Raw genomic sequence first — 21,572 nt, 5'->3', positions numbered from 1 at the left:
CACGATTCGCTAGGCCATACGCCGGCATCAGCCCTTGCGCTTCGCCCACGCCTCCAGTTCTTTCATCAACGCCCGCTCCTGCAAGGCAATCCCCCGCAACGAATCGGCAATCGGCGCAAAGTTCGGCGCTTCGCTTTTGCTGCGGCTGGCCCGTACGCAGGCCGAGGCAAACTGGCGCCACTCATCACCGATGGCGGTCAGCCGCGCCGAGGCTTCACCCAGGGACGCGTCGCCCAGCTTCTCGCCGGCCTCCTGGAGGAAGCTGGCGTACATGAAGCGAAAACCCGCACCGCCGGTGCCGATCTCTTCCTGCATGCGCACGATGTGGGTCAGGTACAGACGGTTGTACTTGGCCTGCGCCGGATCGAGCCGGGCGACGCGATCGGCCAGGTGCTGGATGCCGCGAATGCCGATCCACGGCAGCGGCATGCCGTCGAGGATGCGCGTGGTGGCCAGCACGCTCTTGCGGATCAGGCGATCCCAGTCCTGTTCCAGCGGCACGTCGTCGAGCCAGTACATCAGGCCCTTGGCGGCCAGCGCGCCCTTGGCGAAGCGCGCCTTCTGCAGGTCCTCGGCGGCGCAGCGCATCGGCTGCTCGAACACCGGGTCGCTGATCAGGTACTCGTTGCCCTCGCGGCCGTAGGCCAGCAGGTTGTGGGCATTGAAGTGGAAGCGCATTTCCGGCGGGAAGTACGGCAGCCAGAACACCGAACTCTGCAGACCGGCGAGGCGCCCGGCGTCGAGCGCCGCGTCCAGTTCGCGGCGGCCCTGCTCCGGGTTGCCGAAGGTGCGGCTGTGCAACCGCGCGCCGAGGCGCTTGCTCAGCGTTTTGATCAGGTGACGCGGCGGCATGCGGTAGGCGATCAGCGGCATGCCGCTGAGCTTGACGATCGGCAGGTAGGCGAACGCCAGACCGGAGGCCAGGCCGAACGCCATCGGCTCGCTCATCGGCAGCCCGGCGTGGGTCAGCAGGCTGGCCATCACGCCGCTTTCGCAATGGGCGCTCTGGCGGTGTTGGAAAACGCTCATGCCAAATCCTTCTGGTAGCCCAGCAATTCCTCGAGCGGCAGGCCGAACGCCTCCGCGTAGCGCGCCAGGATCGACGCCGGCAGACGGCGGTACACCTCTGCACGGAAATGCCGGCGGATGCGCCACTGCCAGAGCCCGGTGATCTGCCCCAGCGCCGGTTCGTCCAGGCGATAGCGGTACATCAGGCATTTCAGCGGCGATGCCTCGCCACGCTGCCAGGCGCCCCGCGCTTCGGCCTCGTGAGCCTCCAGCTCGGCGACCGCCAGTTGCGTGGCATAGGCCTCGGGCTCCCAGCCATCGCTCTGCGCGCGCTGGTAGTGGCCGCTGGCATCCACCGCGTAAACCAGCTTGCTGTGCCCGCCGTATGTGGAGCTGTGATCCTGCGGAACCTCGTCAAGCTTCATCGCCGACCACCGTCAGATGCATGAAGGCGCTGGAGAAGCGCCCACTTTCCGGAACGTAGCAGAGCAGCCGCTCGCCGCTGAGCAGGCCGCCGCCGTTGAACAGCTCCTCGAGCATGATGAAGATCGAGGCCGCGCCGGTGTTGCCCTTGCGGGTCAGGTTGGTGAACCAGCGCTCCTGGGGGATCGGCAGATCGGCGTTGGCCAGGCCGACGGCGAGGCGGTCGCGGAAGAACTGCGACGAGTAGTGCGGCAGGAAATGCTCGATGTCGCCGACGCGCAGTTCGCGGCGCGCCATGATCCGCTGCAACGCCTGCTCGACGGTGTACTTGACGATGTTCTCGTTGAGCAGCTTGACGTTCTGCTTGATCGCCATCACCGAGCGGCGGTTGCGTTCCTCGGCATCGAAGCGGCTCCAGCCGGTCAGCTGGTCGTCCTGCATGTCGGCGCCGGCGTACATGCACGGCGGCATCTGGTCGGCGAAGGAGTAGATGTCGATCCAGTCGACGCGCAGGCTCAGCCCGCGTGCATTCGGCTGGCCCTGCAGGAGCACCGCGCCGGCGCCGTCGGAGAGCATCCAGCGCAGGAAGTCCTTCTCGAAGGCGATCTCCGGGTGGCTTTCCAGGTCGTCGACGCGGCTTTCGTATTCGGCGTTGAAGTTGCGCGCCTGCATCAGCGTCGAGGCCACCTCCGACCCGCAGGCCACGGCGTTGCGGCTCTCGCCGCTGGCGACGCTCATCCAGGCGTATTTCAGCGCGCTCATGCCGCACAGGCAGATACCGGCGGTGGACACCACCTCGCAGGGGGGATTGCCCAGTTCGCCGTGGACCATCACCGCGTGGTTGGGCATCACCTGGTCGGGCGAGGAACTGCTGGCGACCAGGCAATCGAGCGCGTCCAGCGCGAAACCCTCCCCGGCCAGGCCGCGGATCGCCTCGGCGCTAAGCTGCGCGTTGCTCATGCTCGGCTCGCCCGTGGCGGGGTCGATCACGTAATGGCGCTGGGTGATGCCGTTGCTGCGCAGGACCAGCTTGCGCGCCCGCGACGGCTTGCCACCGACCAGGCCCAGGCGCGCCTCCATCTGCTCGTTGTCGACGGCGTCGTGGGGCAGGAAAGCACTGATGCGATTGATGAATACAGGTTGAACCACGGGATTCCTCGGTCAAGTCACTCGCCGGACGGGCCGGCGAAGTAGTCCTTTTGACGCTGCGTCCGCGCCTTGAACAGCGGCGCCAGCACCTTCTTCAGCAGTGCGCCGACGGGCACCACGGTGATGATCAGGCTGATCAGAAAGACGATGTAGAGCAGCAGCCCGGCGCCGCGTCGACGGCTCTGTTGCGGGCCCAGCGCGCTGAGCAGGCGGCTCCACAGCTGAAAGCTGCGGTTGCCCACGGTCTCGCTGCCGATCAGTTTCTCGTCCACTTTCACCGCGCCGAGCCCACGCAACATGGGTTGCTCGAGTGGCAACGCATCGGCCGACAGGCGCCGCGCGATGGCCTCGCCAAAACGGCTGGCCGCGCTGATCTCCGCATCCGCGATACCGGCTTCAGGCACCCAGTGATAGGGCTTGCGGCGGCCGGTGAACATCCACAGCGGGGTGGCGAGGAAGCTGGCGGCGGTGCCGCACGCGTCGGTGAGGGCAACGTTGTCGAGCAGGCGTGCGCCCAGCTGTGCCAGCCTGGCCTTGACCTTCTCCTGCGCCATCAGCCACATGTTGCGACAGCCGATCAGCGTCACCACGGGCCGCCCGCGCAGCAGGCGCGCCGCCTCCGGTGACGCGAGGAAGCTGGTCAGCGGCAGCGACGGCGAAAGGAACCAGACCTGGTAGGCGAGGATGATCAGGTCGTAGTCTTTCCCGGCATCCACCGCCAGAGGCCGCAGCGGCTGCGGCTTCATCAGCACGGTTTCGGGAAAGATGCGGAAAAAACCGAGAAACGGCCAGGGGAACGGGTAAGGTTGGGCGGGCTCGAGCGGCAGGAAATCCACCTGGATGCCGGCATCCGCCTGCAACGGCGCGCAAACCGATCGAACCAGCCGATTCAGCTGGCCGGTTTGCGAGTAATGGACCACCAGCACCTGACGCATACCCTGCCAATTCCCTGCAAAATGTTGCGAATTATGCCACAGACCTTTTTTCGAACCGTAACCCAGACGACATATTGCGCGCTCTTATGGATGGCCTTGGGCGGGACGGTGTTGGCCGGCGATATCCGCCTGGTTCTCGAGGGACGACAGAAGGACGGCGACGCGCACGTCGCACTGCTGCGTGGCGACAGCACGGAATGGGCGGAGCAGCCCCTGCGCACGCTGCAGGGGAACGAGGCGGTTCTGGTGCTGCGCGAAGTGCCCGCCGGCCGCTACGCCGTGCAGGTCTACCAGGACCTCGACGGCAACGGCCAACTGAACCTCAGTCCACGCGGCCTGCCGCTGGAGCCGGTGGGGTTTTCCGGCAACCCCTCGCTGCTAGGCGGCAAGCCACGACCCGAGCAGTGCCTGTTCACCCACGGCGAGCAGGACACGCTGCTGAGCATCCGCCTGCAAAGTCGCCGCCAGTAGGCTACGGCTGTCGCCAGATCAGCTGGCTGACGTCGTATCCCTGCTCGCGGGCCACGCCGAGCAGGCGCTCGCGGGTGGCGGCGTCGACCGCGGGCGTGCGCGAGAGCAGCCACAGGTACTTGCGGTTTGGGTGGCCGACGAGCGCGGTGCGGTAGTCATCGTCCAGGTAGAGCACCCAGTACTCGCCGCGGGTCAGGCCGGGGAAGAGCCTGCTGAACCAATTGTCGAACCGTACCCAGAGCTTGTCCGTGCGCCCCTCAACCTGCGGCACGGCCTCGCCGACCGCCTCCTGCCATTCGCCACTGGCGGTCTTGCAGCGGTTGCGCACGCCAACGGCGCCGTCGGCCCGCAGGCTGTAGCGGGCCTCGGACTGCACGCAATTGCGCTGGAAGAACATCGGCAGGCGCGCCAGTTCGTACCAGGTGCCCTGGTAGCGCTGCAGGTCGACCGCAGCGACGGTGCGCGGCGGCGATGGCGCATCGCCGGAGGCGCAGGCGCTGAGCAACAGGGCGGCGAAAACAGCGAACAGCAGGCGCATGGCGAACTCCTTTACTTGAGGCCCTGGCCGGAGAACATCAGCACCTTGCCGGCGGCGTACTGCACGCTGATGAAAGTTTTCTGGTCGCCCCAGGTGCAGCTGGACACGCCCATGGCGCCTGAACATTCGGTCGGCTCGCCGAGCAGCGCCTCGACTTCGGCCTTGCTCATGCCGGGGCCGATCTTGGCGTAGTTTTCCTGGTTGATCTTGCTGCAGCCGGCTATCAGCAGGCAGACCAGTACGGCGGAGAAGCGCAAGGACATGGTGTGATGCTCCTGATTGAAAAGGCCGCGGCTCAGAAGCGCGAACCGGGCCGACGCAGAAAGTCTTTTTCCTCATCGGTGGACAGCCGACCGAGGATCTCGTTGCGATGGGGAAAGCGGCCGAAACGGGCGACGACGTCGCGATGCTTGCGGGCGAAGGCAAGGAAGTCATCGAAGATCGCGCGCTCCTCGTCGTGGTGCAGGTCCGCGAGTGCGGCGAACGCCACCACGCCGCGCTCTTGGCGATCGAGGTCCTCGGCGTGCTCCAGCACCAGATAGCAGAACACCTGCCGGATCGGCGCCAACGCGCCTGCCAAGCCGTGCGCCAGGCCGCGATCGAGCAGCGCCTGGGCAGCGGCGTCACCGGCGAAGGCTTCGGGCTTGCCGCGATGGATCATCCGGGGAAGCTGGTCGAGCAGGATCAGCAGCGCCAGCCAGCCGTCGGGCGTCTGCGCCCAGTCGTCCAGCCCGCCCTGCAACGCCTGGGCGGCGAGCCCGCCGAAGCGCTCGCGGGCTTCGGCATCCTGAGCCTGGCGGTAGCCGAACCACAGGTGGTTCCGCTGCGCGGCGATCTGGCTCGCCGTGCCGCCCTCGCCGAACCACCAGTGCAGCAGCGGTTGCCAGGGCGCCGGCGTTCCGGAGTCAGGCCTGATGGTGATACCCGGTGACGCGCTCGACCTCTTCCTTGGAGCCGAGGTAGACGGCGACACGCTGGTGCAGCGAGGTCGGCTGGATATCGAGGATGCGCTGGTGGCCGTCGGTGGACGCGCCGCCGGCCTGCTCGATCAGCATCGACATCGGGTTGGCCTCGTACATCAGGCGCAGCTTGCCGGGCTTGGACGGATCGCGCGAATCGCGCGGGTACATGAACAGGCCGCCACGGGTCAGGATGCGATGCACGTCGGCCACCATCGAGGCGATCCAGCGCATGTTGTAGTCCTTGCCCAGCGGGCCGGCCTTGCCTTCGAGCAACTCGTTCACGTAGCGCTGCACCGGGGCTTCCCAGTGGCGCTGGTTGGACATGTTGATGGCGAACTCGGCGGTGCTTTCCGGCACGCGGATGTCGTCGTGGGTGAGCACCCAGCTGCCCATCTCGCGGTCCAGGGTGAAGCCCTTCACGCCGTCGCCCAAGGTCAGGATCAGCATGGTCTGCGGGCCGTAGATGGCGTAACCGGCGGCGACCTGCTTGGTGCCGGGCTGGAGGAAAGCTTCCTCGCCCAGCGGCTCGTTCTGGCTGAAGCATTCGCCCGGGCAGCGCAGCACCGAGAAGATAGTGCCGACCGAGACGTTGACGTCGATGTTCGAGGAGCCGTCCAGCGGGTCGAACGTGAGCAGGTAGGCGCCTTTCGGGTACTGGCCGGGAATCTGGTAGGCGTTGTCCATTTCTTCGGACGCCATGCCGGCCAGGGTGCCGCCCCACTCGTTGGCTTCCAGGAGGATTTCGTTGGAGAGCACGTCGAGCTTCTTCTGCACTTCGCCCTGCACGTTCTCGGTGCCCATGCTGCCCAGCACGCCGCCCAGCGCGCCCTTGGAGACCGCATGGCTGATTTCCTTGCAGGCGCGCGCCACCACCTCGATGAGGAAGCGCAGGTCAGCCGGCGTGTTGTGACTGCGGGTTTGCTCGATCAGGTAGCGGCTGAGGGAAACGCGGGACATGGAAGACTCCAGGTATGAAGGGGGAAAAACCCGCGCAGTTTAGCGCGACTCGGCAGGCAATGCTGCGTCAGACCGGGCTACCCCCGCGGAGTTCAGCGAAGCGGCGCAGGGCGTCTCGCCCGCGGGGCCGACCCTGAGCCGGTCGACGCCCGCAGCGCGCGCCACCAGCACATTTTGCGCGCCCATGAAAAAGCCCCGCCGAGGCGGGGCTTCTGCTCGACCGGACACAGGACCGCTCAGGCTCTCGCGGGCTGGGGCCGGCCCGGCATTTCCAACACCGGACCGTGGACGGGGCTTACAGGCCGGCGGCGGCGCGCAGCGCTTCCGCCCGATCGGTCTTTTCCCAGGTGAAGGTGGTGAAGGTGTCGTCGCCCACCGTGAGCTGTTCCGGCGTGCGGCCGAAGTGGCCGTAGGCGGCGGTGGCCCGGTACATCGGGTGCAACAGGTCGAGCATCCTGGTGATCGCGTAGGGACGCAGGTCGAAGTGCTCGCGGACCAGGGCGATGATCTTGTCGTCGCCGATCTTGCCGGTGCCGAAGGTGTTGATCGAGATCGAGGTCGGCTGGGCTACGCCGATGGCATAGGACACCTGGATTTCGCAGCGCTCGGCGAGGCCGGCGGCAACGATGTTCTTCGCCACGTAGCGGCCGGCATAGGCGGCCGAGCGGTCGACCTTGGACGGGTCCTTGCCGGAGAACGCGCCACCGCCGTGGCGGGCCATGCCGCCGTAGGAGTCGACGATGATCTTGCGCCCGGTCAGGCCGCAGTCGCCCACCGGGCCGCCGATGACGAAGTTGCCGGTCGGGTTGATGTGGAACTGGGTGCCCTTGTGCAGCAGCTCGGCCGGCAGGACGTGCTTGATGATGAGTTCCATCACGCCGTCGCGCAGGTCGGCCAGCGTGACGTCCGGGTTGTGCTGGGTGGACAGCACCACGGCGTCGATACCGACCACCTTGCCGTTCTCGTACTGGCAGGTGACCTGGGATTTCGCGTCCGGGCGCAGCCACGGCAGCAGGCCCGACTTGCGCGCCTCGGCCTGGCGCTGGACCAGTGCGTGGGAGAAACGGATCGGCGCCGGCATCAGCACGTCGGTTTCGTCGCTGGCGTAGCCGAACATCAGGCCCTGGTCGCCGGCGCCCTGGTCTTCCGGCCGGGCGCGGTCGACGCCCTGATTGATGTCCGGGGACTGCTTGCCGATGATGTTCATCACGCCGCAGGTGGCGCCGTCGAAGCCGACGTCGGAGCTGGTGTAGCCGATGTCGCAGATGACGTCGCGGACGATCTGCTCCAGGTCGACCCAGGCGCTGGTGGTGACTTCGCCGGCGACGATGGCCACGCCGGTCTTGACCAGGGTTTCGACGGCCACGCGGGCATGCTTGTCCTGGGTGATGATGGCGTCGAGGACGGCATCGGAAATCTGGTCGGCGATCTTGTCCGGATGTCCTTCGGACACCGACTCGGAGGTAAACAGGGAATATTCGCTCATCGATCGGTTCCTATTCTTTACCGGTTGATGTGGGGTGATCGGGCTTGGCGAAGTGCCGAACCTGGATCTGGAAGCCGTTTCTCAGGCCAATGTAGAGACTCTCGCCGCTGGCGAGCCCCGCGGCATCGGCCCAGCGGGCCAGGTCGTCCTGCTCGAAACCCAGCCAGAGATCGCCGCAGGCCGTCCTGGCCCAGCTCTGGTCGTGGCTGCACAGCTCGGTGATAAGCAGGCTGCCGCCCGCCTTCACCAGCCCCGCCAGGTGTTTCAGTGCATCCGCCGGCGCCGCCAGGTGATGCAGTACGAGGTTCAGCACGACGCAATCAGCCGCCGGCTGCGGCTCGGCCAGCGCGTCGGCGAGGAGCAGTTCGACGTTGTCGAGGCCCTCGCGCGCGCAGCGTCCGCGAGCCAGCTCGAGCATCGCCGGGCTGTTGTCCAGCGCGGTGACGCGGCTGAAGCGGCGCGCCAGCTCCGGCAGGAAACCGCCGTCACCGGGGCCGACCTCGATGGCCGTGGCCTGCGCCGGAAAGCTCAGCGCGTCGAGCAGCGCCAGCACGCTTTCGCGGTACTGCGGCAACCCGGCGATCAGGTCCTGCTGGGCCTGGAAGGTGTCCGCCATGCGGGCGAAGAAATCGCGACTGGCCGCCGCGCGCTGCGCGTGCACCGCGGCGATCCGCGCCAGGCAGTCTTCCGGCAGCTGCAGTTGATCGGCCTCTTCGAGCAGCGCTGCGTGCAGGCGCCCGCCGAAACTGTCGGCCTGCGGCAGCGCGCGCCGGTAGAAGATCGCATTGCCCTCGCGCCGGGTCGCCACCAGCCGCGCCTGGGCCAGCACCTTGAGGTGATGGCTGATGCCGGACTGGCCGATGGCGAAGATCTGCGCCAGTTCGAGCACGCCGAAGGAGTCGTTGGCCAGGGCGCGCAGCACGTTCAGCCGCAGCGGATCGCCGCCGGCCTTGCACAGGGCAGCCAGCTCGTCGCTCGGTTCGAACCGCAGGTGCGGCATGCGCAGGTTGTTCATAGGGACCGAAGTCTAGTCGGGGGACTTACATCGGGCAACGGCAATATCAAAAAGTTTTGATATTGCCTGCCGCACGTCAACCCGCTTCGGCCAGCTGGAGGAACGCCGCTGGTGCCGGGCTCAGGCTGTCGGCCTTGCGCCAGAGCACGTGGAGGTCGCGGACGATGTGCAGATCGCGCACATCCAGGCGCACCAACTGACCGCTGGCCAGCTCGCTGTCCACCACCCGCTCGGACAGCCAGGCGATGCCCACCCCGCCGGAAATCAGGTGCTTGAGCGCCTCGGTGCTGCCGATGGACATCCGCGCGCGCAGCGCCAGGCCATGCTCGGCGTACGCCTGCTCGATGCTCGCCCGGGCCCCGGAACCGGGCTCGCGCATGTACAGCGCGTGGCCGTCGAGTTCGCCCGCCAGCAGCCCGCTGCGCCGCGCCAGCGGATGGCTCGGCCCGACCACCGGCAGCAGCGCGTCGCGGGCGAGCAGGCGGTGCGCGTAGTCCGCCTGGGCGAACGGGCCCTCGACGAAGCCCAGGCTGATGCTGGCGTCGTCCAGCTGATCGGTGACCACCTGGGTATTGCTCACCAGCAGCTCGACGAAGACCTCCGGGTAGCAGGCCCGAAACCGGTTGATCAGCGTCGGCAGCAGGTAGGTGCCCAGGGTGGCACTCGCGCCCAGGCGCAATTCGCCGGTCGCCAGGCTGGCGAAATCGCGCAGGTCACGCTCGGCCGCCTGTTCCAGGGAGAAGATGCGCTGGGCGTACTGGCGCAGGCGCTCGCCGCCTTCGGTGAGGCTCACGCCGCGCGGCTGCCGGTCGAACAGGCTCAGGCCGATGCTGGCTTCCAGCTCGCGGATTTCGCGGGTCACCGCCGGCTGGCTGATGAACAGCCTGGCGGCACCGGCGCTGATGCTGCCGGCTTCGGCCACGGCAAGGAACACACGGAGATGGTGGAGATTCATACGGATTAAGCATGCCATGAATGCTGAATATGTATTTTTAATATGGCATGCCGATTTATAGGCTGGCGACCTTTGCTGACCCAGCCGCTCGGAGCCGCCGCAATGCCTCGCCCCTTCACCCGCCTGCCCGAACCCTGGGCCTTCGTCCGCCACTTCACGCCCAACTGGTTCGCCATGACCATGGGCACCGGCGTGCTGGCACTGGTCATCGCCAACCTGCCATGGGCCTTCGCCGGGCGCGACGACCTGGCCTTTGCCCTCTGGCTGATCAATGCGCTGCTGTTCGTTACCTTCAGCCTGTTGTTCGTCGCCCGCTGCCTGCTGTTCCGCGACACCTTCATGCCGATGCTCACGCACCCGGTGCAGTCGATGTACCTCGGGGCGATCCCGATGGGCCTGGCGACGCTGATCAGCGGCATGACGCTGTTCGGCGCGCGGCACCTGGGCAACGGCGTCTATCCGCTGGCGCAGGCGCTGTGGTGGGTCGATGCGCTGCTGGCGATGGGCACCGCGATGCTGGTGCCGTACCTGATGTTCACCCGCCAGGACCACGCGCTGGAGAAGCTGACCGGCGTCTGGCTGCTGCCGATCGTCGCACCCGAGGTGGCCGCCAGCGCAGCCGGCGTGCTGGTGCCGCACCTGTCGGCGGAAGCCGCCCGGCAGATGCTCGCGGTGGGCTACCTGATGTGGGGCATGTCGCTGAGCCTGGCGTTCTCGCTGATCACCCTGGTGCTGCTGCGCCTGGCGCTGCACAAACTGCCGGACACCGATTTCGCCGCCACCAGCTGGCTGCCGCTCGGGCCGCTGTCCACCGGTTGCCTGGGCCTGCTGAGCATGGGCCGCGATGCCCCGCTGGCGTTCGCCGGCACGCCCCTGCAGGGCGCCGCCGAGCTGGCCCGCGACATCGGCCTGATCGGCGGCCTGGCGCTGTGGGGCGCGGCGCTCTGGTGGCTGGTCGCGGCGACGCTGTTCACCCGCCATTACCTGCGCGACCGCATGGCCTTCAACCTCGGCTGGTGGGGCTTCACCTTCCCGCTCGGAGTATTCGGCCTCGCCACGTTCGAGCTTTACCGGCTGACCGCGCTGTCACTGTTCGGGGTGATCGGCGCCGCCACGGCGCTGCAATTGATCGCCGTGTGGACGCTGGTGATGCAGCGCACGCTTCGCGGCATCTGGCACGGCGAGCTGTTCAGCGCGCCTTGCCTGCGCAGAGCCGCCTGACGCACCGCGCACGCCCGGCCATACGGCGCTGCCTCGGCAGGACACGGGCAAGCTTCTGGACGAGCGCGAAGGGTAGATGAGGGCGCGTGGAGAATGGGCGGTCGACCGTCCGCGCTTCCGTCATTGCCCGATCACCTCCCGCTAAGCGAAAATAGCCGCCCCTTTTTCGTCAGCCGTCTTTTACAAGACCCGCAGGAGATCAGCGATGCCCAGCCGTCGTGAGCGTGCCAATGCCATTCGTGCCCTGAGCATGGATGCCGTGCAGAAAGCCAACAGCGGCCACCCCGGTGCCCCCATGGGCATGGCGGACATTGCCGAAGTGCTCTGGGGCGACTATCTCAAGCACAACCCGAGCAACCCGCACTGGGCCGACCGCGACCGTTTCGTGCTGTCCAACGGCCACGGTTCGATGCTGATCTACTCGCTGCTGCACCTGACCGGCTACGACCTGTCCATCGACGACCTGAAGAACTTCCGCCAGCTGCACAGCAAGACGCCGGGCCACCCGGAGTTCGGCTACGCGCCGGGCGTCGAGACCACCACCGGCCCGCTCGGCCAGGGCATCGCCAACGCCGTCGGCTTCGCCCTGGCGGAGAAGATCATGGCGGCCCAGTTCAACCGTGACGGCCACAGCATCGTCGACCACAACACCTACGTGTTCCTCGGCGACGGCTGCATGATGGAAGGCATCAGCCACGAAGCCTGCTCGCTGGCCGGCACCCTCGGCCTGGGCAAGCTGATCGCCTTCTACGACGACAACGGCATCTCCATCGACGGCGAAGTCCATGGCTGGTTCACCGACGACACCCCGGCGCGCTTCGAGGCCTACGGCTGGCAGGTGATCCGCAACGTCGACGGGCATGACGCCGACGAAATCAAGATGGCCATCGACACCGCGCGCAAGAGCGCGCAGCCGACGCTGATCTGCTGCAAGACCATCATCGGCTTCGGCTCGCCGAACAAGCAGGGCAAGGAAGAAAGCCACGGCGCCGCCCTCGGCGTCGACGAAATCGCCCTGACCCGCGCCGCGCTGGGCTGGAACCACGCCCCCTTCGAAATTCCTGCCGACATCTACGCCGAGTGGAATGCCAAGGAAGCCGGCGTCGCCGCCGAAGCCGACTGGAACCAGCGTTTCGCCGCCTACTCCGCCGCCTACCCGGAACTCGCCAACGAATTCGTCCGGCGCATGGCCGGCGAGCTGCCGGCGGACTTCTCGGAAAAAGCCTCCGAGTTCATCCGCGCGGTCGCCGACAAAGGCGAGACCATCGCCAGCCGCAAGGCCAGCCAGAACTGCCTGAACGCGTTCGGCCCGCTGCTGCCGGAGCTGCTCGGCGGCTCCGCCGACCTCGCCGGCTCCAACCTGACCCTGTGGAAAGGCTGCAAGCCGGTGGTTCAGGAAGACGCCTCGGGCAACTACATGTACTACGGCGTCCGCGAATTCGGCATGAGCGCGATCATGAACGGCATCGCCCTCCACGGCGGCCTGATCCCTTACGGCGCGACCTTCCTGATGTTCATGGAATACGCACGCAACGCCGTGCGCATGGCCGCACTGATGAAGCAGCGCGTGCTCTTCGTGTTCACCCACGACTCCATCGGCCTGGGCGAAGACGGCCCGACCCACCAGCCGGTCGAGCAACTGACCAGCCTGCGCACCACGCCGAACCTGGACACCTGGCGTCCGGCCGATGCGGTGGAAGCCGCGGTGGCCTGGAAGCACGCCATCGAGCGCAAGGACGGCCCGAGCTCGCTGATCTTCTCGCGCCAGAACCTGCCGCATAACCTGCGCGACCACGAAACCGAGGCGGCCATCAGCCGTGGCGGCTATGTGCTCAAGGGCTGCGTCGGCGAGCCGGAACTGATCCTCATCGCCACCGGCTCGGAAGTCGGCCTGGCCATGGCCGCCTACGACAGGCTCACCGAGCAGGGTCGCCGGGTGCGCGTGGTGTCGATGCCGTCGACCAACGTCTTCGACCAGCAAGACGCCAGCTACAAGCAGGCGGTGCTGCCGCTGGAAGTCGGTGCGCGGATCGCCATCGAGGCCGCCCACGCCGATTACTGGTACAAGTACGTCGGCCTCGAGGGCCGCGTGATCGGCATGACCGGCTACGGCGAATCGGCCCCGGCCGGCGCGCTGTTCGAGCACTTCGGTTTCACCGTCGAGAACGTCCTGGCGACCGCCGAAGAGCTGCTGGAAGACTAAAGCCGGAACGACGCCGCAGGGCGGATCGGGGCGTAGCCGACGCTCTTTTCATCCGCCGCTGCACCGCTCGGTGGATCGATGAAACGCGATCCACCCTACGGGTCCTGCCTGTGTAGGATGGGTCGAGCGCCGCGACGCCCATCGCGCGTACCGATGGGCTGCACGGCTGGCCCGTCCCACGCTCGTTTCCCCACCGAGATCGCCATGTCCAAGCCTTCCTACAAAGTCGCCCTCAACGGCTATGGCCGTATCGGCCGCTGCGTGCTGCGGGCGCTGCACGAGCGCCACGACGAGACGAATTTCGACATCGTCGCGCTGAACGACCTCGCCGATCAGGCGAGCATCGAGTACCTGACCCGCTTCGACTCCACCCACGGCCGCTTCCCCGGCGCGGTGAGCGTCGACGGTGACTGCCTGCACATCAATGGCGACTGCGTGAAGGTGCTGCGCGAGCGCACGCCGGAAGCCATCGACTGGCGCGCGCTGGAGGTGGACTTGGTGCTGGAATGCTCGGGCGCCTACAACACGCGCCGCGAGGCGCAGCGCTTCATCGATGCCGGCGCGCCGCGCGTGCTGCTGTCGCAACCGATGGCCAGCGAGGCCGACATCGACGCCACCGTGGTCTTCGGCATCAATCAGGCGTGCCTGAGTGGCGGCGAGAAGCTGGTCTCCAACGCTTCCTGCACCACCAACTGCAGCGTGCCGTTGCTGAAACTTTTGAACGATGCCGTAGGTCTTGAATACGTTTCCATCACCACGATCCACTCCGCGATGAATGACCAGCCGGTAATCGACGCCTATCACCACGAGGACCTGCGCCGCACGCGCTCGGCCTTCCAGTCGGTGATTCCGGTGTCCACCGGCCTCGCCCGCGGTATCGAGCGGCTGCTGCCAGAGCTGTCCGGGCGCATCCAGGCCAAGGCGATCCGCGTGCCGACGGTCAACGTGTCGTGCCTCGACATCACCCTGCAGACCGCTCGCGACACCTCCACGCAGGAGATCAACCGGATTCTCCGTGGTGCCTCGGAAAGCGGCCCGTTGCAAGGCCTGCTGGCCTACACCGAACTGCCGCACGCCAGCTGCGACTTCAACCACGACCCTCATTCGGCCATCGTCGATGGCAGCCTGACCCGCGTTTCCGGCCCCCGGCTGGTGAACTTGCTGGCCTGGTTCGACAACGAATGGGGCTTCGCCAATCGCATGCTCGATGTGGCGGAACATTTCCTGCGTACTGCCCACCCTCACTGAACCGCTCATTCAAGGACCGACTCCATGACCACGCCCTTCATGAACATAGCGAAGATGACCGACCTGGACCTGCACGGTAAGCGCGTACTGATTCGCGAAGACCTCAACGTGCCGGTGAAAGAAGGTGTGGTGAAGAGCGATGCGCGCATCGTCGCGGCGCTGCCAACCCTCAAACTGGCCCTGGAAAAGGGCGCCGCGGTGCTGGTCTGCTCGCACCTGGGCCGTCCCGAGGAAGGCATCTACAGCGAAGAAGACAGCCTGGCGCCCGTCGCTTCCTACCTGGCCAAGGCGCTGGGCCGCGAGGTTCCGCTGATCAAGGACTATCTCGACGGCGTCGACGTCCAACCCGGCCAGCTGGTGCTGCTGGAGAACGTGCGCTTCAACAAGGGCGAGAAGAAGAACACCGACGAGCTGGCGCAGAAGTACGCCGCGCTCTGCGACGTGTTCGTGATGGACGCCTTCGGCACCGCGCACCGCGCCCAGGGCTCGACCCACGGCGTGGCGAAGTTCGCCAAGGTCGCCGCCGCCGGCCCGCTGCTGGCCGCCGAACTCGAAGCCCTGGGCAAGGCGTTGAAGAGCCCCGAGCGCCCGCTGGCGGCCATCGTCGCCGGCTCCAAGGTCTCGACCAAACTCGACGTGCTGAACTCGCTGAGCCAGCTCTGCGACCAGTTGATCGTCGGCGGCGGTATCGCCAACACCTTCCTCGCCGCCGCCGGCTACAAGGTCGGCAAGTCGCTCTACGAAGCCGACCTGGTGGATACCGCCAAGGCCATCGCCGCCAAGGTCAGTGTGCCGCTGCCGGTGGACGTGGTGGTCGCCAAGGCCTTCGCCGAAGATGCCGAAGCCACCGTCAAGCCGATCGCCGACGTCGCCGATGACGACATGATCCTCGACATCGGCCCGCAGACCGCGGCGCAGTTCGCCGAGCTGTTGAAATCGTCGAAGACCATTCTCTGGAACGGTCCGGTCGGCGTCTTCGAGTTCGACCAGTTCGGCGAAGGCACCAAGGCGCTGGCCCTGGCGATCGCCGAAAGCCCGGCCTTCTCCATCGCCGGCGGTGGCGACACCCTGGCGGCGATCGACAAGTACGGCGTGGCCGAGAAGATCTCCTACATCTCCACCGGCGGCGGCGCCTTCCTCGAATTCGTCGAGGGCAAGGTGCTGCCGGCCGTGGAAATTCTGGAGCAGCGCGGCAACCGGTGAGGCCCAACGAAGCAGCCCCGGCAACCAACCGGGCCCGCCCGCTGTCTCTTGGTCTGGAACGGACCAATGGACGACGACCATGCGCTATTCATTGTTGCTGCTGTGCTGCCTAGGAGTCGCCGGTTGCGCCGGCGGCGGTTCGCCAAGTGCCTGCGAGGTGTTCAGCCCGCCGCCGTCGGAAAGCCCGACGAGCCGGGACGACCAGCGTGTCGAGGTGGCCAGCAGCGGCGACCCGACCCTGAGCAGCGATGCCTCGGAGCAGGATTGCCCCTGAGAGGAAACGGATTGAGAACGCTCATCGCGGTATCGCTGGCCAGCCTGCTGGCCGGCTGTTCGCATTGGCCGTCCACGGCGCAGACGCCCTGGACCCGGTGGAGCTGTGACAACGGCACCCGCCTGGACTGGCGCTACGCCGACGGCTCGCAGGACAGCGTCGAGATACGCCTCGGCGCCGACGCTTCACCGCAACGCCTGAAGAAGGAGCCGTCGACGTTCGGCAGCACCTACAGCGATGGCGTACTGACCTTCAACGACAAGGGCTCCGAAGGCCTGGTCTACCGCGTAGCCGACGACGAATTGCTCGCCCACGGCTGCCGGGCACCTTGAACGCTGTAACCTGCTTAAACTTGAACCCGGCCCGCCCCTGAGGCAGGCTTTGCGCTTAACCCCCCAGACCGGGAGAGAAAACCCCCATGGCACTCATCAGCATGCGCCAGATGCTGGACCACGCCGCCGAGTTCGGCTACGGCATTCCAGCTTTCAACGTCAACAACCTCGAGCAGATGCGCGCCATCATGGAAGCCGCGGACCAGACCGACTCCCCGGTAATCGTCCAGGCTTCGGCCGGTGCGCGCAAATACGCCGGTGCGCCGTTCCTGCGCCACCTGATCCTCGCGGCGGTGGAAGAATTCCCGCACATCCCGGTGGTCATGCACCAGGACCACGGCACCAGCCCGGACATCTGCCAGCGCTCGATTCAGCTGGGCTTCAGCTCGGTGATGATGGACGGCTCGCTGAAGGAAGACGGCAAGACCCCGTCCGACTACGAATACAACGTCCGCGTGACCCAGCAGACCGTCGCCTTCGCCCACGCCTGCGGCGTCTCGGTGGAAGGTGAACTGGGTTGCCTGGGCAGCCTGGAAACCGGCATGGCCGGCGAGGAAGACGGCGTCGGCGCGGAAGGCACCCTGGACCACAGCCAGTTGCTGACCGACCCGGAAGAAGCCGCCGACTTCGTCGCCAAGACCAAGGTCGACGCCCTGGCCATCGCCATCGGCACCAGCCACGGCGCCTACAAGTTCACCAAGCCGCCGACCGGTGACACCCTGTCGATCCAGCGGATCAAGGAAATCCACGCCCGCATCCCCGACACCCACCTGGTGATGCACGGCTCGTCGTCCGTTCCGCAGGAATGGCTGAAAATCATCAACGAGTACGGTGGCGACATCAAGGAAACCTACGGCGTGCCGGTCGAGGAAATCGTCGAAGGCATCAAGTACGGCGTGCGCAAGATCAACATCGACACCGACCTGCGCCTGGCTTCCACCGGCGCGATCCGCGAGTTCATGGCGAAGAACCCGAGCGAGTTCGACCCGCGCAAGTACCTGGCGAAAACCGTCTCCGCCATGCGTGACGTCTGCATCGCCCGCTACGAAGCGTTCGGCACCGCCGGCAACGCCTCGAAGATCAAGCCGATCTCGCTGGAAGACATGTACCTGCGTTACGCCAAGGGCGAATTGAACCCGAAGGTCAACTGAGCCTGACGACGCGGCAGGGCCAACGGCCCTCACCCGCCGTCTGAAAACGAAAATGCCCGTATCGCGAGATACGGGCATTTTTCGTTGAGGCACTCTTCCAATGCACCCGCCCCGTAGGGTGGGCTTCAGCCCACCGCCTGCGAATCACTCCGCATCGCGTAGTCTCCGCCCGGAGAAGCCCGCGCCCGCCAACACCCGGCCCGATTCGCTGTAAAAGTTCATAGCGATCCGCGCAACAGTCTGTCGCCGAATCCACGGATTTACATAGGTGACTAAGCAGTTCCATAAAGGATCTGCGACAACCTGTCGCACCAATCGACAGTCAGGAGACGCCGCTATGACCGTAACCGTGACCGAGCGTGACGACCAGCACAAATCCCGCGAAAGCCTGGCCCTGGGCAAACGCACCTGGGACGTGCATCAGCAGGGCGAGCTGGTCGGTATCTTCCATACCGAAAGCGAAGCACTGAACTACCGCAACGAGCTGGAGCTAGGCGAACAACGCCGCCACGCCGCGGGCTGAACCGTCTTGTAGAAACGAGCGCGGGGCCGGGAATCGCTTCCTCGGCCCCGCGGCGTTTCCGGGTGACGCGGGCTATTCCTCCGGCGCCATCACTTTCCAGATTTCCGTCGCGTACTGACGGATCGTCCGGTCCGACGAGAACCAGCCGGTGCGCGCGGTATTCAGGGCCGCGGCCCGCCACCAGGCCTTCTGGTCGTGCCACAGCTCTTCGACCCGGCGCTGGGCGTTCCAGTAGGCGTCGAAGTCGGCGCAGACGTGGAAGGTGTCGTGCGCCATCAGCCCATCGATCAGGCCGGTGTAGCGCGCCGGATCATCGGGCGAGAACACCCCGCTGCGGACCGCGTGGAGCACCTCGCCCAGGCGCGGCGACGCCGCCACCGAAGGCTCCGCCGAGAACTGCCCGTTCTGCTTGCGTGCCTGCACTTCGTCGGCGGTCATGCCGAAGATGAACATGTTGGCCGCGCCGATCTGCTCGGACATCTCCACGTTGGCGCCATCCAGGGTGCCGATGGTCAGCGCGCCATTGAGTGCGAACTTCATGTTGCTGGTGCCCGAGGCTTCCAGCCCGGCGGTGGAAATCTGCTCGGAAAGGTCCGCCGCCGGGATGATCCGCTCGGCCAGGCTGACGTTGTAGTTGGGCAGGAACACCACCTTGAGCAGGCCGCGCACGGTGGGGTCGCCGTTCACCGTCCGGGCGATGTCGTTGGCCAGCTTGATGATCAGCTTGGCCTGGTGATAGCTCGCCGCCGCCTTGCCGGCGAAGATCTTCACCCGCGGCACCCACTGCGTATGCGGCTCGGCGCGGATCGCCTGATACAGCGCCACGGTGTGCAGCAGGTTGAGCAACTGCCGCTTGTACTCGTGGATGCGCTTGATCTGCACGTCGAACAGAGCGTGCGGGTCGATGTAGAGCCCCAGGCGCTCCTGCACCAGCCCGGCGAGCAGTTGCTTGTTGTGCAGCCGCTGTTCGGCGAAGCGCTTGCGGAAGGCGGCCTTGTCGGCGAAGGGTTCGATCAGGCGCAGCGAGGTTTCCGGACTGTCCAGCAGCTTCTCGCCGACCGACTCCACCAGCAGCGCGGTGAGCTGCGGGTTGCTCTGGTACAGCCAGCGGCGGAAGGTGATGCCGTTGGTCTTGTTGCTGATCCGCTCCGGATAGAGCTTGTGCAGGTCGGCGAACACCGTGCTGCGCATCAGGTCGGTGTGCAGCGCGGAGACGCCGTTCACGCAGTGCGAGCCGAGGAACGCCAGGTTGCCCATGCGCACACGGCGCCCGTTGCCCTCCTCGATCAGCGAGATCGAACGCAGCAGGTCGAAGTCATGGATGTCCTTCGCCCGCAACGCATCGATGTGATAGGCGTTGATCAGGTAGATGATCTGCATGTGGCGCGGCAGCAGGCGATCCATCAGGCCGACCGACCAGGTCTCCAGCGCCTCGGGCAGCAACGTGTGGTTGGTGTACGAGAGCGTTCCGACGGTCAGCTCCCAGGCCTTGTCCCAGGCGATGCCGTGGATATCCACCAGCACCCGCATCAACTCCGGCACGGCGATCGCCGGGTGGGTGTCGTTGAGCTGGATCGAAGCGAACTCGGGCAGGTTGAGCAAGGTGCCGCGCTGCTTCAGGTGACGGCGAATCAGGTCCTGCAGCGACGCGGAAACGAAGAAATACTCCTGGCGCAGGCGCAGCTCCTGACCCGCTTCGGTGCTGTCGGCCGGATAAAGCACCCGCGAGATGCTTTCCGCGCGGGTTTCCTCGACCACCGCACCGATGTGATCGCCGGCGTTGAAGCGATCCAGGTGCAGCTCGCTTTCGGCACGCGCGCGCCACAAACGCAGGGTGTTCACGCTGACACCGCGCCAGCCGACGATCGGCGTGTCGTAGGCGATCGCCCGTACCGCCTCGCCCGGGCTCCACTTCTGCCGCTGCTCGCCGCTGTCGTCGACGATATTGGCGATGCTGCCGCCGAAGCCGATCAGATAGCTGACTTCAGGGCGCTCGAATTCCCAGGGGTTGCCGAAGTCCAGCCAGGTTTCGGTCTGTTCCTGTTGCCAGCCGTCGACGATGGCCTGGCGGAACAACCCGTGTTCATAGCGGATGCCGTAGCCGTGCGCGGCCACGCCAAGGGTCGACATGCTTTCCATGAAGCACGCCGCCAACCGGCCGAGGCCGCCGTTGCCGAGCGCGGCGTCCGGCTCCAGGCTGCGAATGCGGTCGAGGTCGACGCCCAGGTCATGCAGCGCCGTGCGGGCCACTTCGAGCAGGCCGAGGTTGCTCAGGCTGTCGATCAGCAGCCGCCCGATGAGGAACTCCAGCGAGAGGTAATAGACCCGTTTCTGGCCCTGCCGGTAGATGTTGCGGGTGTGATCCATCCAGTGGTCGACCAGGCGATCGCGCGCGGCCAGGGCAATCGCCTCGAACCAGTCATGGTCGAAGGCATGTTCGGGGTCTTTGCCCACCGAATAGGTCAACTTGGACAGGACGGAGGCGCGGAAGGCGGCCACCTCGTCGGCTGAAACCTGTTTCTCCTGAGTCATCGGCTACGGACCTCACTGTGAACGTTGTGGAATGCATTCCCTGCGGCGACGGAGCCTCAGGCTTCCGTGGATTCCTTTCCCGGCACGTCCGAGCACTCTAGCTCGGACCTCGGCGCGGCGCGAACGCCATGCAGGGGGACTGGCAAAAAACCTGGGCATCGCTATGATCGCGCGCCCACCGTTACAACCCATGAGCAAGACCATGAAACGCATCCCCATCGCCAATGCCGACGTCGATCGCCTCGAGACCTGGGTCAAGTACCAGAAGGGTCTGTGCAACGACTGTCACGCGACCTGCTGCACGCTCCCGGTGGAAGCGCGCATCGGTGATCTGGTGCGTATGCAACTGGTGGACCAGTTCGAGATCGACGAGCCGCCAAGGCAGATCGCCCGGCGTCTGATGAAGGCAGGCAGCGTCGAGCACTTCAACCAGAAGAGCGGCCTGTTCACCCTCACCCGCATGGCGAGCGGCGACTGCCTGTACCTGGATCGGCTCAGCCGGCGCTGCACGATCTACGAACGGCGCCCGGATACCTGTCGCAATCATCCGCAGGTCGGCCCGCGCCCCGGCCACTGCGCCTGGCAGGCGCGACGGTGAGGCCGCGTCAGGAACCGGTGGCGCGCGAGCCGTCCTGATCGACGCTGGGGATCGGCCCGTTGTCGTCGCTGCCGGACTTGCCCGGCAGGCTCGGGGAGGTGCGGTCGCCGTCCTGCGGGTCGACGCCCGGCGCGCTCGGGCTGCCGCCCTGCGTATCGACCCCGGGCTCCGGGTAGACGCCCTGCTGGCGATCCTTGCTGTCCAGCGGGCTGCGGGCGCCGCTGTCCGGATGGGTCGGACCGGTGTTGTCGGCGAAGGCGGCGGTGGCGAACAGCCCAGTAAGGGTGAGGGCCGCGATTCTGTGCATGCGCATGATATCTCTCCGAAGGTGGCTACCTTCGTTCGAGGCGAGCCGGCGCGGGTGGTTCAGCGCGAAGGACCGGTGGAT

23 protein-coding genes are annotated in these 21,572 nt (G+C 66.5%); 10 read left to right on the top strand and 13 right to left on the bottom strand.

What is annotated here, in order from left to right:
- Positions 1–27: 27 nt before the first annotated feature.
- The 4 genes from darH to BLV15_RS06275 are packed head-to-tail and all read right to left on the bottom strand — an operon-like array spanning position 28 to position 3,515.
- Entirely contained in the window at positions 28–1,029 is a 1,002-nt protein-coding gene (darH, locus tag BLV15_RS06290) for a BtrH-related acyltransferase DarH (protein ID WP_090225612.1), read from the bottom strand.
- Positions 1,026–1,433 carry a DarG family dialkylresorcinol biosynthesis protein gene (locus tag BLV15_RS06285; protein WP_090225610.1) on the bottom strand — a complete coding sequence of 136 codons (408 nt, stop codon included), beginning with the start codon at positions 1,431–1,433 and terminating at the stop codon, positions 1,026–1,028. Before BLV15_RS06285 ends, darH begins: the two co-directional genes overlap by 4 nt.
- Positions 1,423–2,580, bottom strand: a complete 1,158-nt coding sequence (locus BLV15_RS06280; RefSeq protein WP_090225608.1) for a beta-ketoacyl-ACP synthase III — start codon at positions 2,578–2,580, stop codon at positions 1,423–1,425. The genes BLV15_RS06285 and BLV15_RS06280 overlap by 11 nt, the downstream gene beginning before the upstream one ends.
- 17 nt (positions 2,581–2,597) lie before the next feature.
- A complete protein-coding gene (locus BLV15_RS06275) occupies positions 2,598–3,515 on the bottom strand; it encodes a hypothetical protein (RefSeq protein WP_090225606.1) in 918 nt (305 codons plus the stop codon).
- Positions 3,516–3,623: 108 nt separating this feature from the next.
- Here BLV15_RS06275 and BLV15_RS06270 point away from each other — a divergent pair, with 108 nt between their 5' ends.
- On the top strand, positions 3,624–3,986 hold the full coding sequence (locus BLV15_RS06270; RefSeq protein ID WP_175534304.1) for a DUF2141 domain-containing protein: 363 nt from the start codon (positions 3,624–3,626) through the stop codon (positions 3,984–3,986).
- A gap of 1 nt (position 3,987) precedes the next feature.
- Here the strand turns inward: BLV15_RS06270 and BLV15_RS06265 are convergent, their stop codons facing one another.
- The 7 genes from BLV15_RS06265 to BLV15_RS06235 all read right to left on the bottom strand — a co-directional run bounded on the left by BLV15_RS06265 (position 3,988) and on the right by BLV15_RS06235 (position 9,899).
- Complete coding sequence (locus tag BLV15_RS06265) at positions 3,988–4,524, bottom strand: lipocalin family protein (protein WP_090225604.1); 537 nt, start codon at positions 4,522–4,524, stop codon at positions 3,988–3,990.
- Positions 4,525–4,535: 11 nt separating this feature from the next.
- Positions 4,536–4,787 (bottom strand): outer membrane protein assembly factor BamE domain-containing protein, encoded by a 252-nt coding sequence (gene bamE / locus BLV15_RS06260; RefSeq protein WP_090225603.1) that lies wholly within the window; start codon positions 4,785–4,787, stop codon positions 4,536–4,538.
- Between the two features lie 32 nt (positions 4,788–4,819).
- The gene (locus BLV15_RS06255) at positions 4,820–5,440 is read right to left on the bottom strand and encodes a DUF924 family protein (protein WP_090227364.1); all 621 of its coding nucleotides are present in this window, start codon (positions 5,438–5,440) and stop codon (positions 4,820–4,822) included.
- Complete coding sequence (locus BLV15_RS06250) at positions 5,430–6,443, bottom strand: class 1 fructose-bisphosphatase (protein ID WP_090225601.1); 1,014 nt, start codon at positions 6,441–6,443, stop codon at positions 5,430–5,432. The genes BLV15_RS06255 and BLV15_RS06250 overlap by 11 nt, the downstream gene beginning before the upstream one ends.
- Before the next feature lie 295 nt (positions 6,444–6,738).
- Entirely contained in the window at positions 6,739–7,929 is a 1,191-nt protein-coding gene (metK, locus tag BLV15_RS06245) for a methionine adenosyltransferase (RefSeq protein ID WP_090225599.1), read from the bottom strand.
- Positions 7,930–7,939: 10 nt separating this feature from the next.
- Complete coding sequence (locus BLV15_RS06240) at positions 7,940–8,944, bottom strand: ArsR/SmtB family transcription factor (RefSeq protein ID WP_090225597.1); 1,005 nt, start codon at positions 8,942–8,944, stop codon at positions 7,940–7,942.
- A gap of 76 nt (positions 8,945–9,020) precedes the next feature.
- On the bottom strand, positions 9,021–9,899 hold the full coding sequence (locus BLV15_RS06235; protein WP_090225596.1) for a LysR family transcriptional regulator: 879 nt from the start codon (positions 9,897–9,899) through the stop codon (positions 9,021–9,023).
- A 102-nt stretch (positions 9,900–10,001) separates the two neighbouring features.
- Between BLV15_RS06235 and BLV15_RS06230 the strand changes: the two genes are divergently transcribed.
- The 8 genes from BLV15_RS06230 to BLV15_RS06195 all read left to right on the top strand — a co-directional run bounded on the left by BLV15_RS06230 (position 10,002) and on the right by BLV15_RS06195 (position 18,054).
- Positions 10,002–11,120 (top strand): TDT family transporter, encoded by a 1,119-nt coding sequence (locus BLV15_RS06230; protein ID WP_090225595.1) that lies wholly within the window; start codon positions 10,002–10,004, stop codon positions 11,118–11,120.
- Between the two features lie 205 nt (positions 11,121–11,325).
- Positions 11,326–13,323: a transketolase gene (gene tkt, locus BLV15_RS06225; RefSeq protein ID WP_090225594.1), complete on the top strand. Its 1,998-nt coding sequence runs from the start codon at positions 11,326–11,328 to the stop codon at positions 13,321–13,323.
- Positions 13,324–13,527: 204 nt separating this feature from the next.
- Positions 13,528–14,571 carry an erythrose-4-phosphate dehydrogenase gene (gene epd, locus BLV15_RS06220; RefSeq protein ID WP_090225592.1) on the top strand — a complete coding sequence of 348 codons (1,044 nt, stop codon included), beginning with the start codon at positions 13,528–13,530 and terminating at the stop codon, positions 14,569–14,571.
- Positions 14,572–14,610: 39 nt separating this feature from the next.
- On the top strand, positions 14,611–15,774 hold the full coding sequence (locus BLV15_RS06215) for a phosphoglycerate kinase (RefSeq protein ID WP_090227361.1): 1,164 nt from the start codon (positions 14,611–14,613) through the stop codon (positions 15,772–15,774).
- A gap of 79 nt (positions 15,775–15,853) precedes the next feature.
- Positions 15,854–16,048: a hypothetical protein gene (locus BLV15_RS06210; protein ID WP_090225591.1), complete on the top strand. Its 195-nt coding sequence runs from the start codon at positions 15,854–15,856 to the stop codon at positions 16,046–16,048.
- Between the two features lie 11 nt (positions 16,049–16,059).
- A complete protein-coding gene (locus BLV15_RS06205) occupies positions 16,060–16,380 on the top strand; it encodes an MliC family protein (protein ID WP_090225589.1) in 321 nt (106 codons plus the stop codon).
- An 86-nt stretch (positions 16,381–16,466) separates the two neighbouring features.
- On the top strand, positions 16,467–17,531 hold the full coding sequence (gene fba, locus BLV15_RS06200) for a class II fructose-bisphosphate aldolase (RefSeq protein ID WP_090225587.1): 1,065 nt from the start codon (positions 16,467–16,469) through the stop codon (positions 17,529–17,531).
- 337 nt (positions 17,532–17,868) lie between these two features.
- Positions 17,869–18,054 (top strand): hypothetical protein, encoded by a 186-nt coding sequence (locus BLV15_RS06195; protein WP_090225584.1) that lies wholly within the window; start codon positions 17,869–17,871, stop codon positions 18,052–18,054.
- 72 nt (positions 18,055–18,126) lie between these two features.
- Here BLV15_RS06195 and BLV15_RS06190 read toward each other — a convergent pair whose 3' ends face one another.
- Positions 18,127–20,586 carry a glycogen/starch/alpha-glucan phosphorylase gene (locus BLV15_RS06190; protein WP_090225583.1) on the bottom strand — a complete coding sequence of 820 codons (2,460 nt, stop codon included), beginning with the start codon at positions 20,584–20,586 and terminating at the stop codon, positions 18,127–18,129.
- A gap of 202 nt (positions 20,587–20,788) precedes the next feature.
- On the opposite strand from BLV15_RS06190, the gene BLV15_RS06185 reads away from it, so the two are divergent.
- Positions 20,789–21,184 (top strand): YkgJ family cysteine cluster protein, encoded by a 396-nt coding sequence (locus BLV15_RS06185; RefSeq protein WP_090225581.1) that lies wholly within the window; start codon positions 20,789–20,791, stop codon positions 21,182–21,184.
- A gap of 7 nt (positions 21,185–21,191) precedes the next feature.
- Here the strand turns inward: BLV15_RS06185 and BLV15_RS06180 are convergent, their stop codons facing one another.
- Positions 21,192–21,497 carry a hypothetical protein gene (locus BLV15_RS06180; RefSeq protein WP_090225579.1) on the bottom strand — a complete coding sequence of 102 codons (306 nt, stop codon included), beginning with the start codon at positions 21,495–21,497 and terminating at the stop codon, positions 21,192–21,194.
- Between the last annotated feature and the right edge of the window lie 75 nt (positions 21,498–21,572).

The sequence above is a fragment of the Pseudomonas kuykendallii genome (genome assembly GCF_900106975.1).
GTDB lineage: Bacteria > Pseudomonadota > Gammaproteobacteria > Pseudomonadales > Pseudomonadaceae > Pseudomonas_O > Pseudomonas_O kuykendallii.
This window is presented reverse-complemented; position numbering and strand designations above follow the sequence as displayed.